This is a genomic window from Rhodovulum sp. YNF3179, from assembly GCF_050586465.1.
GTDB lineage: Bacteria > Pseudomonadota > Alphaproteobacteria > Rhodobacterales > Rhodobacteraceae > CAJXYS01.
Genome location: NZ_JBOCEG010000002.1, coordinates 420,575 through 435,211 on the forward strand (window position 1 = coordinate 420,575; position 14,637 = coordinate 435,211).

Sequence of the window (14,637 nt, forward strand, 5' to 3'; positions counted from 1 at the left end):
GCACGGCCCTCTGTCATTCTGGACGCGTCCATCGTCCGGGAGAGACCCATGCGCCTTGATCGCCTTGATCGCCTTGCCGCCGGCCTCGCCGCCGCCCTTGTCCTGGCCACTGCCGCGCCCGCCCAGGTCGCCTCGTGGGAGCGCGAATGGCCCAGGACGGATTTCGAGACCTCCGCCGTGCCCTTTTCCGAGATCGTCTCGGGCGGCCCACCGAAGGACGGTATTCCCGCGATCTGGGAGCCGTCCTTCATCCCGGTCGCCGAAGAGGATCGGCTGACCGGCCGCGAGCCGGTGATCACGCTGGAGATCGACGGCGCGGCACCGCGCGCCTATCCGATACGCTACCTCACCTGGCATGAGATCGTGAACGACAGGGTCGGCGGCACGCCGGTTGCCGTGACCTTCTGCCCGCTCTGCAATTCGGGCATCGTCTTCGACCGGCGGGTGGACGGGGCGCTGCGCACCTTCGGCGTTTCGGGCAAGCTGCGCCATTCCGACATGATCATGTATGACCGCGAGACCGAGAGCTGGTGGCAACAGGCGCTGGGCGAAGGCATCGTCGGGCATCATACCGGCGACGAACTCGCGCAGCTGCCGTCCTGGATGGAAAGCTGGCAGGCCTTCCGTGCCCGCAATCCCGAGGGCCTGGTCATGGACCAGCCGGACGCGCGCCGCCCCTATGGCGAAAACCCCTATGTCAGCTATGACAGCGGGCGGCCGTTTCTCTATTCCGGCGAGATGCCGCCCCATGACATCCCGCCCACGGCGCGGGTGGTGAAGGTGGGCGAACGCGCCTGGCCGCTGACACGGGTCCGCGCGGCGGCGCCGCTCAGCGAGGCCGGGGTGACGATCACCTGGGCCGCGGGCCAGGCCTCGGCGCTGGACACGCGCGACATCGGCGCGGGGCGCGAGGTCGGCAATATACGGGTCCGGGATGCCGCGGGCCGGGACGTGGCCCATGACGTGATGTTCGCCTTCGCCTTCCACGCCTTCCACCCGAACGGGCAGTGGATGCTGGGCGAGTAGGGCCGGGCGCCCGGCCCGGGCCCCGCTAGTCGCCCAGCGTCACCAGCGCGTGGCGCTTCTTGCCGGCCGACAGCTTGAGCGGCGCGGCGAGCCGCGCGGCGTCCACCATCTGCCCGGCGTCGGTCACCGGCGCGTCGTCGAGCCGCGCGCCGCCCTCGGCGATGAGCCGCTTGGCGTCCTTGCCGGATTTCGCCAGCCCCGAGCGCACGAAGAGCTGCACTACCGAGATGCCGTCGCCGATCTCGCCGGCCGAGAGCGCCAGCCTCGGCAGGTCGTCGCCCGCGCCGCCCTTCTCGAAGACCTCGCGCGCCGTCGCCTCGGCGGCGGCGGCGGCCTCGGCCCCGTGGGCGAGCGTCGTCACCTCGTTGGCCAGGCGGATCTTGGCCGCGTTGATCTCGGCCCCCGAGAGCGCGCCCAGCCGTGCGCATTCCTCGACCGGAAGCTCGGTGTAGAGTTTCAGGAACCGGCCGACATCGGCATCGGCGGTGTTGCGCCAGAACTGCCAGAACTCGTAAGGGCTGCGCATGTCGGCGTTCAGCCAGATCGCCCCGTCGGCGGTCTTGCCCATCTTCTTGCCGTCCGCGGTTGTCAGCAGCGGCGAGGTCAGCCCGAACACCTCGTGATCGGCCACGCGGCGGGTCAGGTCGATGCCGTTGACGATGTTGCCCCACTGATCCGACCCGCCCATCTGCAGCCGGCAGCCGTAGCGGCGGTAGAGCTCCAGGAAGTCATAGGCCTGGAGGATCATGTAGTTGAACTCGAGGAACGACAGCGACTGCTCGCGGTCGATGCGTGATTTCACGCTCTCGAAGGCGAGCATCCGGTTCACGCTGAAATGCCGGCCGATATCGCGCAGGAACTCGAGGTAGTTCAGCTCGTCCAGCCACTCCGCGTTGTCGAGCATCAGCGCGTCGGTCGCGCCGTGGCCGAAGGTGACGTAGCTGCGGAAAACCTCCTTGATACCGGCGATGTTGTCCGCGATCTGGGGGCCGGTCAGAAGCGGGCGCTCATCGGCGCGGAAGCTGGGATCGCCCACCTTGGTGGTGCCGCCGCCCATCAGCACGAGCGGCTTGTGACCGGTCTTTTGCAGCCAGCGCAGCATCATGATCTGGATCAGACTGCCCACATGCAGCGAGCGCGCCGTCGCGTCGAAGCCGATATAGGCCGGCACGATGCCCACCGCCATGGCCTCGTCGAGCCCCTGGAGATCGGTGCAGTCGGCCAGGAAGCCGCGCTCTTGCATGACATGCAGGAACTCGGATTTGGGGTGGTAGGTCATCGGCTTTCGGTCCATTCTCAGGGGTCTGGCGCCCCTGTCATATAGGGGGCGGGGACAAAGGAAAAGGCCATGAAGGACAGCGCGCCGGTCTGGGCCCTGGGCCTGATGTCCGGCACCTCGATGGACGGCGTCGACGCCGCGCTTCTGAAGACAGACGGCCACGCGATCCTGGCCTTCGGGGAGACCGGGTTTCGCCCCTATTCCGAGGAAGAACGCGCGACCATCGCCGCCGCGCAGGGGTGCTGGCCGGGCGATCCCGGCGTCGCCGCGGCGGAGGCGGTGGTGCGGCGCGTCCACGGCGAGATCGTCGCCGGAACGGACGGCGTCGAAATCGTTGGGTTTCACGGCCAGACCGTCGCCCATGATCCGCGCGGGCGCGGCACCCACCAGCTGGGTGACGGCGCGGGCCTGTCCGCGGACACCGGGCGCACCGTCGTCTGGGACTTTCGCAGCGCCGATGTCGCGCTCGGTGGCGAGGGCGCGCCGCTCGCGCCGTTTTTCCACCATGCCTGCGCCCGCTGGATCGGGGCCGCGGGGCCGATGGCCTTTCTGAACCTCGGCGGCGTGGGCAACCTGACCTGGGTCGACCCCGGCCTCGCGGCCCCCGAGGCGCCGGGCGCCTGCCTCGCCTTCGACACCGGGCCGGCCAATGCGCTGCTCGACGACCTCGTGCGGGCCCGCACCGGCGCGCCCTGCGACCGCGACGGGGCACTGGCTGCCGCGGGCCATGCCGACCCGACCGTGGCGCGCGAGATGCTCGCCCTGCCGTATTTCTCAAGACTGCCGCCCAAATCCTTGGACAGGAACGAATTTGCCACGCTTTCGGCGCGTGTCGGGACGCTGTCGCTTGAAGATGCCTGCGCGACGCTGGCAGCCTGCAGCGTGGCCGCCGTTGTGGCCGGCGCGGCGCATTTCCCGGCCCCGCCGGCGCAGATCGTCGTAGCCGGAGGCGGGCGCAAGAATGCACATATCATGCGTGGCTTACGGGACAATCTTGAGGTCGATGTCCTGCCCGCCGAGGAGGTCGGCCTCGATGGCGACATGCTCGAGGCACAGGCCTTCGCCTATCTTGCCGTCCGGGTGCTGCGCGGCTTGCCGACCAGCGGCCCCTCGACCACCGGCGTCGCCGCGGCGGTGGGCGGCGGTCAGGTCAGCCGGCCCTAATCCGCGCCGGGGATGTCGAATCCCGGCGGCGCAAGCTCGAAGCCCTCGAAGCGGAAGCCGGGCGAGACGGTGCAGCCCACCAGCGTCCAGTCGCCGGTCGTCGCCGCCGCCTGCCAGTGGCCGGCCGGCACGACCCATTGCGGCCGCGCCCCGCGGGCGAGATCGGGGCCGAGCACATGCGCCGTGGCCGGGCCCGCGGTATCGGCCGCCATCGACAGGATCAGGGGCGCGCCGGCGTAGTGGTGCCAGATCTCGTCGGCGTCCACGCGGTGCCAGTGGCTGCGCTCGTCGCGCTGCAGCAGGAAATAGATGCAGGTTCCCGCAGGCCGGTTGCCCGTCCCGGCCGGGGCGGCCCAGGTTTCGCGGTAATGGCCGCCCTCGGGATGGGGCGCGAGGTCGAGCAGGCGGATGATCTCCTCGGCGGTCATGGCGTCGCCACCCGCCGCGCGAGATCGCCGAAATCGGCCGCGACGATGTCCCAGTCGGCGTCCGGGCCGAGATCCTTCGTCTGGCCGGGGCCGTATTCGCCGGGCCGCGGCATGAAGCCTGTCCGCAACCCCGCCGCCCGCGCCGCGTGCAGGTCGTCGTTATGGGCGGCGACCATCATCACCTGCTCCGGGGCGAGGCGCAGGGCCGCGCAGGACGCCTCGTAGACGACGGCGCGCGGCTTGTAGTCCCGCGCGATCTCGGCCCCGAGGATGCAGTCCCAGGGCAGCCCGGCAAATCGCGCGAGCCGCGTCATCAGCGCGATCGAGCCGTTGGAGCAGGGCGCGATGATGGCGTGCTCCTTCAGCGCCGCGAGCCCCGGTCCCACGTCGGGCCAGGGATCGAGCCGTTCCCAGGCCCGGGCGAGCGCGGCGGGGTCGGGCACGCTGAGCCCCTGGCGCGTCAGCACGCGCGCAAGGTTCTCCCGGTGCAGGTCGTCGAGCGCGACGTATCCCCGCCGCCCGGCGCGGATCGGCTCCATGGCAGGGTCGTATTCCGCCCGCCAGGCCAGTGCGAAAGCCTCGGCATCCACCCCGGGCAGCGCCGCGGCCACGGCCCGCGCGATGCTTCGCCGCCAGTCGACGCAGGTGCCGAAGACGTCGAAGATCAGCGCCGCGGGCCGCATCGCCGGATCAGCCCCTCAGGATCGACCGGCCGGCATACTCGGCGGTCTCGCCCAGCATCTCCTCGATCCGGATCAGCTGGTTGTATTTCGCCAGCCTGTCGGACCGCGCGAGCGAGCCGGTCTTGATCTGCCCGCAATTGGTGGCCACGGCGAGATCCGCGATGGTGGCGTCCTCGGTCTCGCCCGAGCGATGGGACATCACGCTGGTAAAGCCCGCGCGATGCGCCATCTCGACGGCGGCCAGGGTCTCGGTCAGCGTGCCGATCTGGTTGACCTTGACCAGAAGGGAATTGCCGCAGCCCTTCTCGATGCCCTCGGCCAGCCGGACGGGGTTGGTCACGAAGAGATCGTCGCCCACCAGCTGGCAGCGGTCGCCGATGGCGTCGGTCAGCATCTTCCAGCCCTGCCAGTCGTCTTCCGAACAGCCGTCCTCGATCGAGATGATCGGGTAGTCGTCGACGAGCGCCGACAGGAGCTGCATGTTCTCCTCGGCGCTCAGGCTCTTGCCTTCGCCCGTCATCTCGTAGCGGCCGTCGCTAAAGTATTCGGTCGCCGCGCAATCCAGCGCAAGATAGATGTCCTGGCCGGGCGCATAGCCCGCCTTCTCGATGGACTTCATAATGAAATCAAGCGCATCACGCGTGGAGTTCAGGTTTGGCGCGAAGCCGCCCTCGTCGCCCACGCCGGTGGCGAGCCCCGCGGCGGACAGCTCTTTCTTGAGTGTGTGGAACACTTCCGCGCCCATGCGCACCGCCTCGCGGAGGGAGGTCGCGGCGACGGGCATGATCATGAATTCCTGAACGTCGATCGGGTTGTCGGCGTGCTCGCCGCCATTGATGATGTTCATCATCGGCACGGGCAGGACCCGGGCCGACGTGCCGCCGACGTAGCGGTAGAGCGGCTGCGCCGAGAAATCGGCCGCCGCCTTCGCCACCGCCAGCGACACGCCGAGGATCGCGTTCGCGCCCAGGCGGCCCTTGTTGTCGGTGCCGTCCATCTCGATCATCAGCCGGTCGATGGCGACCTGCTCGGTGGCGTCGGCGCCGATCAGTTCCCCGGCGATCTCGCCGTTCACGGCGGCGACGGCCTCGAGCACGCCCTTGCCGAGATAGCGTGCCTTGTCGCCGTCGCGCCGCTCGACCGCCTCGTGGGCGCCGGTCGATGCGCCCGAGGGCACGGCCGCGCGGCCCTGGCTGCCGTCTTCCAGCGTCACGTCCACCTCGACGGTGGGATTGCCGCGGCTGTCCAGGATCTCGCGCCCGGTGATGTCGATGATTTCGCTCATGTCACTCCGTCCTCAGCGTGTGAAGGGCCAGTCGCGCCCCGTTTAGCCGACAGGGGGCGCAGAGGAAAGGGTGCGCCGCGCCAGCCGGCGCTCGCGGAAGATGGTATAGAGCCCCGAGGCGATGATGAGCCCTGCGCCGCCGAGCGTCGCGGCGTCGGGCCGTTCGCCGAAGGCCAGCGCGCCGATGCCGAGCGCGAAGACCATCCGGGTGTAGCGGAAGGGCGTGACGACGGCGATCTCGCCCACGCGCATCGCGCCGGTGATCGCCCAGTAGCCGCAGATCCCGATCCCGAGGGCAAAGCCGAGATCGCGCCAGTTCACCGGGGAGGGCGCGCGCGCCGGCCCGTCGATGGCCAGCAGGAAGGCGCCGGCAACGATCAGCATCGCGAAGGCATAGGCCGAGAGCTGCACCGTCGTCACCTTTGCGGGCACGCGCCGCGTGGCCAGGTCGCGCAGCGCCAGGCCCGCCACGCCCTGCACCGCGAAGAGCGAGGCGGGCTCGAACCCCGCGAGGCCGGGCCGGATGATGATCAGGACGCCCGCGAAGCCCGCGGCGATGGCGCTCCAGCGGCGCCAGCCGACCTCCGCCCCGAGAAAGAGCGCCGCGCCGAAGGTCACCGCCAGCGGCGTCGCCTGCAGGATCGCCGAGGCGGTCGAGAGCGGCGTGAGCGCCAGCGCGGTGACGAATCCGATCGTCCCGATCAACTCGCCCAGGTTGCGCAGCATCACCGCGGGCAGCAGCAGGTCGCGCGACACCAGCCGCGACCGGGCCCGGAGCGCGGCGAGCCCGAAGGCGAGCGTGCCGCCGAGGCCGAGGAAGGCCAGGATCTGGCCCGTTGGCAGGTCGGCCGCGACCCGCTTGATGAACATGTCCTCCAGCGCAAAGGCCGCCATGGCCCCCACCATCAGGAGGATGCCGCGCATGTTATCCATTTCCGGAATCCGTTGTCGCTGCCGGCCCGGCATAGCGCGTTCGTCGCCCGGGCGGAAGATGCGCCGCGCGCGTCAGCCCTTGCGCGATTTCCTGACGCCGTAGAGTTCCAGCTTGTGGCCCTTCAGCCGGTAGCCCAGCCGCTCGGCGATCTTTTCCTGCAGTTCCTCGATCTCGGGGTCGACGAACTCGATCACTTCGCCGGTCGTCATGTCGATCAGGTGATCGTGATGTTCGCGCTCGGCGTCCTCGTAGCGGGCGCGGCCGTCGCCGAATTCCACCTTCTCGAGAATGCCGGCTTCTTCGAAAAGCTTCACGGTGCGGTAGACGGTCGCCAGCGAGATCTTCGGATCGCGTTCGCTGGCGAGCGCGTAGAGCTCCTCGACGTCGGAATGGGCCGGCGCGTCCTGCAGCGCGCGCGCGATAGTGCGGCGCTGGTCGGTCATGCGCAGCCCCTTGGCCTCGCAGCGGTCGATGATGCTGTCGGTGCTCATGGCTCCCCCGTGCTTGGGCGGCGTTCTAGACCAATCGGCCGCCATCGGGAAAGACAAAATGCCGGTGCGGCGGGCGCTTGACACCGGGCCGCCCAGCCCGAAGGGTGGCGCGGTTCGGGGAAAACGGGCAGGGCATGGAGCGCAAGGACGGGATCGACGCATTCGGCGCGGTGGCGCTGATCGGGTTCTCGATGGTGCTGGGGTTCAACCAGGTCATCATCAAGGTCGTGAACGAGGGGTTCCAGCCGGTCTTCTGGGCCGGGCTGCGGTCGGTGATCGCGGTGGCCTGTCTCTGGGGTTGGATGGTCCTGCGCGGGCGGCCGCCGCGGATCACCCGCGCGACGCTGGGGCCCGGCATCCTGATCGGGCTGATCTTCGCGGTGGAATTCCTGCTGCTTTTCATCGCGCTGGATCTCACGACGGTCACCCGCGCCTCGGTCATCTTCTACTCCATGCCGGTCTGGCTCTCGATCGCGGGGCATTTCCTGCTGCCGGGCGAGCGGCTGACCCGGCGCAAGAGCCTCGGCCTGGCGCTGGCCTTCGCGGGCGTGGGCTGGGCGATCCTCGACCGCGGCGCCGCCGGGGGCGCGGGCAGTCTCGCGGGGGATCTCTGTGCGCTCGGCGCGGCGCTCTCCTGGGCGGCGCTGCCGCTCTGCGCGCGGCTGACGGCGATGTCGGGCGAGCGGGCGGACATGCAGATCTTTTGGCAAGTGCTTGTTTCGGCGCCGGTATTGCTGGCGGCCTCGCTCCTCTTCGGACCCTTGCTGCGCGATCCGGGCCTCGTCCATTTTGCCGGTCTGGGGGTGCAGGCGGTGCTGATCGTCTCGGCCAGCTACGTCTTCTGGTTCTGGCTGCTGTCGGTCTACCCGGCCAACGCGGTGGCGAGCTTCAGTTTCCTGACGCCGGTGCTGTCGGTGATGATGGGCTGGCTGATCCTGGGCGAGACCATCGGCCCCGTCATCATCGCATCGCTGGTGCTGGTTTCGGCGGGGATCGTGCTGATCAACCGCCCGGCGCGCACGCCGCCCCGCGTCTGAGGCGGCTCAGGTGCCGCAGAAGGTCTGCCGCACCTCCTCGCCGGGGGCGGGGGGATCCTGGTAGGCCGCATGCGCCGGCTGCTCCTCGAAGGGCGCGGACAGCACCTCGACCAGGGTCTCGAAAGGGGCGTAGTCGCCCGCGACGGCCGCCTCGATCGCTTGCTCGACGCGGTGATTGCGCGGGATGAAGGCCGGGTTCGCCGCCCGCATCGCGGCGCGGCGGGCGTCGGGGGCGCTCTGTTCCATCGCGAGGCGCTGGCGCCAGCGCGCCGCCCAGCCGTCGAAGAGCGCCGGGTCGGCGAAGAGCGCGCGGACCGGATCGTCGGCCTCGGGGTCGTCTCCCAGCTCGGAGAGCCGCCGGAAGGTCAGCGTGAAATCCGCCCGGCCCTCGGCCATGCGCGAGAGCAGGTTCTGCGCCAGCTCCGCGTCGTCTTCCCGTGCCTCGGCCAGACCCAGCTTGGCACGGAAGACGTCGCGCCACGCGTCCATGTAATGATCGCCGAAGCGGTTGATCGTCTCGGTCGCGGTCTCGATGGCCTTGTCCTGGTCGGCATCGATCAGCGGCAGCAGGCAGGTCGCCAGCTGCGCCAGGTTCCACACGGCGATCTGCGGCTGGTTGCGATAGGCATAGCGGCCGAACTGGTCGATGGAGCTGAACACCTTGTCGGGGTGATAGGCATCCATAAAGGCGCAGGGCCCGTAATCGATGGTCTCGCCCGACAGGGTCATGTTGTCGGTGTTCATCACCCCGTGGATGAAGCCCACGCCCATCCAGCGCGCGATCAGCCGGGCCTGGCGCTCGGTCACCGCGCCGAGCAGGGCCAGCGCCGGGGTCCCGGCCTCGGCCAGTGCGGGGTAGTGCCGCGCGATCACGAAATCGGTCAGGGTCTGCAGCGCCTCGGTGTCGCCGCGCGCGGCGAAATACTGGAAGGTGCCGACGCGCACGTGGCTCGCCGCGACGCGGGTCAGCACCGCGCCGGGAAAGGCGCCCTCGCGGTAGACCGGCTCGCCCGTGGTCACGGCGGCGAGCGCGCGGGTGGTGGGCACGCCGAGCGCATGCATCGCCTCCGAGACGACGTATTCGCGGATCACCGGCCCGATCCAGGCGCGCCCGTCGCCCATGCGCGAATAGGGGGTGCGGCCCGCGCCCTTGAGCTGGATGTCGCGCGGGCGGCCCGCGCGATCCGTCACCTCGCCCAGCAGGATCGCGCGCCCGTCGCCCAGCTGCGGCACCCAGCCGCCGAACTGGTGCCCGGCATAGGCCTGTGCCAGCGGCGCGGCCCCCTCGGGCACGCGGTTGCCGGCAAGGATGGCGATGCCGTCGGGGCTGGCCAGCGCCGCGGGATCCAGGCCCAGATCATGCGCAAGCGCGGCATTGACCCGGACCAGGCCGGGTTTTTCGACCGGCGTCGGGTCGAGCCGCGTGTAGAACCGCTCCGGCAGGCGGGCATAGCGGTTCTCGAAGGCGAATCCGGCGGTATCGGCAGCTTTGTCCATGCCCCAGAGCTAGGTGTCGCGAGCGGCGATTGCCAGTGGCCGCGCGGCTAAAGCCGGCCCAGCCGTTCGGTCAGCAGCTCGAAGAACCCGTCCGCGTCGAGCCGCCCCATGAAGGTGGCGTTGGGCGCGCGGCCGGAGACACGCCACCAGTCCGCCACGGTCATGCCGGTGGTCAGCCGGCCCTCGGTCTCGATCTCGACATTGACATGGCGCCCCGCGAAGAGATCGGGACGCAGCAGGTAGGCGGTCACGCAGGGATCGTGCAGCGGCGCGCCGGCGCTGCCGTATTTCTCGCGGTCGAAGCGCTCGAAGAAGTCGGTCATCTCGGCAACGGCCACGCCCACCGGCGTGCCGAGCGCGCGGAAGGCGTCGTTGCGCGGTTTCGTCACCAGCGCCTGGTGCGTCACGTCGAGCGGCATCACCGTGATCGGTGCGCCACATTTGAAAACGATGTCAGCGGCTTCGGGGTCGACATAGATGTTGAATTCTGCCGCGGGGGTGATGTTGCCCACCTCGAAATAGGCGCCGCCCATCAGCACGATCTCGCGGATGCGCCCGGCGATGTCGGGCGCGCGCGTCAGGGCGGCGGCGACATTCGTAAGCGGGCCCAGCGGGCAGAGCGTGACCGTACCCGGCGGCTCGGCCCGGAGCGTCTCGACGATGAAATCGACGCCGTGGACCGCCTGCAGCGGCATCCCGGGCATCGGCAGCACCGGGCCGTCCAGCCCGGTCTTGCCATGGACATGCTCGGCGGTGACGAGCTTGCGCTTGAGCGGTGCATCGCAGCCGGCGAAGACGCGGATGTCGGGCCGCCCCGCCAACTCGCAGACGATGCGGGCGTTCCGTTCGGTCAGCGGCAGGGGCACGTTGCCCGCGACCGCGGTGATGCCGAGCACGTCGATCTCCTCGGGGCTGGCCAGCGCCAGCAGGATCGCCACGGCGTCGTCCTGTCCCGGGTCGGTGTCGATGATGATCCTGCGTGGCGCGGTCATGGGGTCACTCCTGCGCGGCCCTGTCGGCTTTCTCGTCGGCCTTGGCCCGATCCCAGAGCGCGTCCATCTCCGCGAGGTCCGAGTCCACGGGCGTGCGGCCATCCCGGGCGAGCGCCGACTCGATGGCGGCGAATCGGCGGGTGAACTTGGCGTTGGCGGCGCGCAGCGCGGCCTCGGGATCGATCCCGAGATGGCGGCCGAGATTCGCCATGACGAAGAGCAGGTCGCCGAACTCTTCCTCGATCTCGGCCTGGCCCAGGGTGTCGCGGGCCTCGACCAGCTCGCGGGCCTCCTCGGTGATCTTGTCGACGACCTGCGCGGTCGCCGGCCAGTCGAAGCCGACGCGCGCCGCGCGTTTCTGCAGCTTCACCGCGCGCAGCAGCGCCGGCAGGCCGAGTGCCACGCCGTCCAGCGTGCCGGCGCGGGCCTTGCCCGCCGCCGCGCGTTCGGCGGCCTTGATCGCTTCCCAGTCGCGGGTCTGCTGCTCGGGCGTCTTGTCGCGGCTTTCCCCGCCGAAGACATGGGGGTGACGCGCGATCATCTTGTCGGCAATGGCATTGGCGATGCTGTGGAAATCGAACCGGTCCTGCTCGGCACCCATCTCGGCGTGGTAGACCACCTGCAACAGCAGATCGCCCAGCTCCCCCTCCAGCTCGTCCCAGGCGCCGCGCGCGATGGCGTCGGCCACCTCGTAGGCTTCCTCGATGGTGTAGGGCGCGATCGAGGCGAAATCCTGCGCGATGTCCCAGGGGCAGCCCGTTTCGGGGTCGCGCAGCCGGCGCATGATTTCCAGCAGCCGGGGCAAACCCCCGGCCGGATCGAGGCAAAGGCGCTGGCTTTCTGCGGGATCGGGGGGCATTGCGGCGCCTCCGGCTTTGGTGGAAACTCGCGCGACTGAACACCAGCCACGCCCCGGAGTCCACATGCCCGTCATCAACAGCATTGCCGCCTTTGCCGACGATCTCGCGGCCTGGCGCCAGCATCTGCACCGCTGGCCCGAGCTGGGCTTCGACTGCCACGACACGGCCGGCTTCGTCGCCGCGCGGCTGCGCGAGTTCGGCGTCGACGAGATCCACGAGGGGATCGCGACATCGGGGCTCGTGGCGATCATCGCGGGGCAGGGGCCCGGCCCGACGATCGGGCTGCGTGCCGACATGGACGCGCTGCCCATCTCCGAGGGGACCGGCCTCGCCCATGCCTCCGAAATCCCGGGGCGGATGCATGCCTGCGGCCATGACGGGCACACGGCGATGCTGCTGGGGGCGGCCCGATACCTGGCCCAGACGCGGCGTTTCGCGGGCCGCGTCGCGCTCATCTTCCAGCCGGCCGAGGAGGCGGGCGGCGGCGCCGAGGTGATGTGCCGCGACGGCGTGCTCGACCGGTTCGGCGTCGACCGCGTCTTCGCGATGCACAACGCGCCCAACATGCCGGAAGGTGCCGTGGTGACGGCGCCCGGTCCGATCATGGCGGCGGTGGACAGCTTCGAGATCACCGTGACGGGCCAGGGCGGGCACGCCGCGCTGCCCCAGGAGGCGGTCGATCCGGTCGTGGCCGCGGTGCAGATCGCGCAGGCGATCCAGACGATCCCCGCGCGCAACGTCTCCGCCCATGACGCGCTGGTGATCTCGATCACCCAGATCCACACCGGCAGCGCCGACAACGTCATCCCCGCGACCGCGTGGATCAACGGCACGGTGCGCACGCTCGAGCGCGGGGTGCAGGATATCGTGCGCCGGCGCATGGCCGAGATATGCGCCGGGACCGGCGCCGCCTTCGGCTGCGAGGTCGCGCTGGACTACGCGCCGGGCTACCCGGCGACGGTCAACGACGCGGCAGAGGCGGGCGTTCTCGCCGACGCGGCGCGCGAGGTGGTCGGCCCGGGCGCCGTCACCGATGACGCGGGGCCCGAGATGGGGGCCGAGGATTTCGCGTTCATGCTGCAGGCGCGTCCGGGGGCCTACATGTTCCTGGGCCAGGGGCCCGGGGCGCCGCTGCATCACCCGGAATACGATTTCAACGATTCCGTGGCGCCGCTGGGCGCCAGCATCTTCGCCCGGCTCGTCGAGCGCAGCCAGCCCCCGGCGGAGGCCGCCGCCGGCTGAGCGTCAGGACAGCCCCGCGCAGAACGCCTGGATGCGCGTGCAGGCTTCGCGAAGCTGGTCGTCCGCCGCGGCATAGCTCACGCGGAAATTGGGCGAGAGCCCGAAGGCCTCGCCGAAGACCGCGGCGACGCCGGTTTCCTCCAGCAGCGCGGTGCAGAAATCCTGGTCGTCGTGGATATGGGTGCCGGCCGGCGTGGTCTTGCCAAGGCAGCCCGAGATGTCCGGGTAGACGTAGAAGGCGCCGTCCGGCACCGGGCAGGTGAGGCCCGCGGCGGCGTTCAGCATCTCGACCACCATGTCGCGGCGCCGTTCGAAGGCCGCGCATGCGGTGGACAGGTACGCCTGCGGCCCGGTCAGCGCCTCGACCGCCGCCCACTGGCTGATCGAGCAGGGATTGGTCGTCGATTGCGACTGCACCTTCTTCATCGCCGCGATCAGCTCTTCCGGCCCGCCGGCATAGCCGATGCGCCAGCCCGTCATGGCATAGGCCTTGGAGACGCCGTTGACGGTCAGCGTTCGGTCGTACAGCGACGGCGCGACCTCGGCCGGGGTGCAGAAGGCGAAGGGCGCGTAGGCGATATGCTCGTACATGTCGTCCGACATGACGTGGACATGGGGGTGGCGTTCCAGCACGGCGGTCAGCGCCAGCAGGGCGTCGCGCCCGTAGCCCGCGCCGGTCGGGTTCGAGGGCGAGTTGAAGATGAACCACTTGGTGCGCTCGGTGATCGCGGCCTCGAGCGCCTCGGCGGTGATCCGGAAGCCGGTCTCGATCCCCGCCGGCACGATCACCGGCGTCCCGCCGGCCATCTTCACCATGTCCGGGTAGCTGACCCAGTAGGGCGCCGGGATGATCACCTCGTCGCCCGGGTTCAGTGTCGCCATCAGCGCGTTGTAGAGCACCTGCTTGCCGCCGGTGGAGACCATGATCTGGCTCGCGTCGTAATCCAGCCCGTTGTCACGGCGGAACTTCTCGGCGATGGCGGATTTCAGTTCGGGGATGCCGTCGGGGGCGGTGTATTTCGTCTCGCCCGCCTCGATGGCACGGATCGCTGCCGCCTTGATGTTGTCAGGCGTGTCGAAATCGGGCTCGCCCGCGCCGAGGCCGATGATATCGCGGCCCTGCGCCTTGAGAGAGCGGGCGAGCGCCGTGACCGCCACGGTCGGCGAGGGTTTGACGCGCGAAAGCATGTCGGACAGGAAGGCCATTGGGTCGGTCCCCGCGTTTGCAAAGTCACGGAGACCTGTCATAGGTTGCGCCGGGCGGGCGATCAAGGATGCAGGCCGCCCGCCGAGCGACAGGAGACGGATACCCGATGAGCACATCTCTCGACGAGACAGCCGAAGGCTATTTCAGCAACGACACCGCCACCTTCGGGGACCGGGTCGCCGCCGCACGCGAGGCGCTGGGGCTGAGCCAGGCCGAGCTGGCCAAGAAGCTGGGCGTGAAACTGAAGACGGTCGGCGGCTGGGAAAACGACCTCAGCGAGCCGCGCGCCAACAAGCTGCAGATGCTGGCCGGCGTGCTGAACGTCTCCATCATGTGGCTGCTGACGGGCGAGGGCGACGGGCTGGACGGCCCGCTGGACGAGACACCCTTCGAGGCCAGCGTCAACGACATCCTGATAGAGATGCGGCGGCTCAAGGGCGATTACGCGCGGCTGAACGATCGGCTGGGCCAGCTGGAGAAACGCCTGCGCGGCGCGCTGAAGGAGAGCTGAG

Annotated in this window: 15 protein-coding genes; 5 read left to right on the plus strand and 10 right to left on the minus strand. The window is 70.0% G+C overall.

All coding sequences use genetic code 11. The features are described from left to right. Positions 1-48: 48 nt before the first annotated feature. Positions 49-1,026: a DUF3179 domain-containing protein gene (locus ACQ5SP_RS04955; protein WP_430937040.1), complete on the plus strand. Its 978-nt coding sequence runs from the start codon at positions 49-51 to the stop codon at positions 1,024-1,026. A 25-nt stretch (positions 1,027-1,051) separates the two neighbouring features. Here ACQ5SP_RS04955 and tyrS read toward each other — a convergent pair whose 3' ends face one another. Then, complete coding sequence (gene tyrS, locus ACQ5SP_RS04960; RefSeq protein ID WP_430937042.1) at positions 1,052-2,305, minus strand: tyrosine--tRNA ligase; 1,254 nt, start codon at positions 2,303-2,305, stop codon at positions 1,052-1,054. Between the two features lie 69 nt (positions 2,306-2,374). On the opposite strand from tyrS, the gene ACQ5SP_RS04965 reads away from it, so the two are divergent. Next, on the plus strand, positions 2,375-3,469 hold the full coding sequence (locus ACQ5SP_RS04965; RefSeq protein WP_430937044.1) for an anhydro-N-acetylmuramic acid kinase: 1,095 nt from the start codon (positions 2,375-2,377) through the stop codon (positions 3,467-3,469). Here the strand turns inward: ACQ5SP_RS04965 and ACQ5SP_RS04970 are convergent. The 5 genes from ACQ5SP_RS04970 to ACQ5SP_RS04990 form a co-directional block, all read right to left on the minus strand. After that, on the minus strand, positions 3,466-3,897 hold the full coding sequence (locus ACQ5SP_RS04970; protein ID WP_430937046.1) for a cupin domain-containing protein: 432 nt from the start codon (positions 3,895-3,897) through the stop codon (positions 3,466-3,468). The genes ACQ5SP_RS04965 and ACQ5SP_RS04970 overlap by 4 nt on opposite strands. Beyond that, positions 3,894-4,580: a haloacid dehalogenase type II gene (locus ACQ5SP_RS04975; protein WP_430937048.1), complete on the minus strand. Its 687-nt coding sequence runs from the start codon at positions 4,578-4,580 to the stop codon at positions 3,894-3,896. Before ACQ5SP_RS04975 ends, ACQ5SP_RS04970 begins: the two co-directional genes overlap by 4 nt. A gap of 7 nt (positions 4,581-4,587) precedes the next feature. Then, a complete protein-coding gene (gene eno, locus ACQ5SP_RS04980) occupies positions 4,588-5,865 on the minus strand; it encodes a phosphopyruvate hydratase (protein ID WP_430937050.1) in 1,278 nt (425 codons plus the stop codon). 42 nt (positions 5,866-5,907) lie between these two features. Continuing rightward, on the minus strand, positions 5,908-6,798 hold the full coding sequence (locus ACQ5SP_RS04985; protein WP_430937052.1) for a DMT family transporter: 891 nt from the start codon (positions 6,796-6,798) through the stop codon (positions 5,908-5,910). A 72-nt stretch (positions 6,799-6,870) separates the two neighbouring features. Beyond that, the gene (locus ACQ5SP_RS04990) at positions 6,871-7,290 is read right to left on the minus strand and encodes a Fur family transcriptional regulator (RefSeq protein ID WP_430937054.1); all 420 of its coding nucleotides are present in this window, start codon (positions 7,288-7,290) and stop codon (positions 6,871-6,873) included. A 104-nt stretch (positions 7,291-7,394) separates the two neighbouring features. Between ACQ5SP_RS04990 and ACQ5SP_RS04995 the strand changes: the two genes are divergently transcribed. Next, a complete protein-coding gene (locus tag ACQ5SP_RS04995; RefSeq protein ID WP_430937056.1) occupies positions 7,395-8,327 on the plus strand; it encodes a DMT family transporter in 933 nt (310 codons plus the stop codon). Between the two features lie 6 nt (positions 8,328-8,333). On the opposite strand, the gene ACQ5SP_RS05000 is transcribed toward ACQ5SP_RS04995, so the two are convergent. Genes ACQ5SP_RS05000 through mazG form a run of 3 tightly spaced genes read right to left on the minus strand, consistent with a single transcriptional unit; the run spans position 8,334 to position 11,675 of the window. After that, the gene (locus tag ACQ5SP_RS05000) at positions 8,334-9,824 is read right to left on the minus strand and encodes a protein adenylyltransferase SelO (protein ID WP_430937058.1); all 1,491 of its coding nucleotides are present in this window, start codon (positions 9,822-9,824) and stop codon (positions 8,334-8,336) included. A gap of 47 nt (positions 9,825-9,871) precedes the next feature. Next, positions 9,872-10,816 carry a nucleoside hydrolase gene (locus ACQ5SP_RS05005; RefSeq protein ID WP_430937059.1) on the minus strand — a complete coding sequence of 315 codons (945 nt, stop codon included), beginning with the start codon at positions 10,814-10,816 and terminating at the stop codon, positions 9,872-9,874. Positions 10,817-10,820: 4 nt separating this feature from the next. After that, a complete protein-coding gene (mazG, locus tag ACQ5SP_RS05010; RefSeq protein WP_430937060.1) occupies positions 10,821-11,675 on the minus strand; it encodes a nucleoside triphosphate pyrophosphohydrolase in 855 nt (284 codons plus the stop codon). A 64-nt stretch (positions 11,676-11,739) separates the two neighbouring features. Here mazG and ACQ5SP_RS05015 point away from each other — a divergent pair, with 64 nt between their 5' ends. Continuing rightward, entirely contained in the window at positions 11,740-12,918 is a 1,179-nt protein-coding gene (locus ACQ5SP_RS05015) for a M20 aminoacylase family protein (protein ID WP_430937062.1), read from the plus strand. 3 nt (positions 12,919-12,921) lie between these two features. Here ACQ5SP_RS05015 and ACQ5SP_RS05020 read toward each other — a convergent pair whose 3' ends face one another. Then, the gene (locus tag ACQ5SP_RS05020) at positions 12,922-14,124 is read right to left on the minus strand and encodes a pyridoxal phosphate-dependent aminotransferase (RefSeq protein WP_430937064.1); all 1,203 of its coding nucleotides are present in this window, start codon (positions 14,122-14,124) and stop codon (positions 12,922-12,924) included. Between the two features lie 107 nt (positions 14,125-14,231). Here ACQ5SP_RS05020 and ACQ5SP_RS05025 point away from each other — a divergent pair, with 107 nt between their 5' ends. Next, the gene (locus ACQ5SP_RS05025) at positions 14,232-14,636 is read left to right on the plus strand and encodes a helix-turn-helix domain-containing protein (protein WP_430937066.1); all 405 of its coding nucleotides are present in this window, start codon (positions 14,232-14,234) and stop codon (positions 14,634-14,636) included. Position 14,637 lies beyond the last annotated feature (1 nt).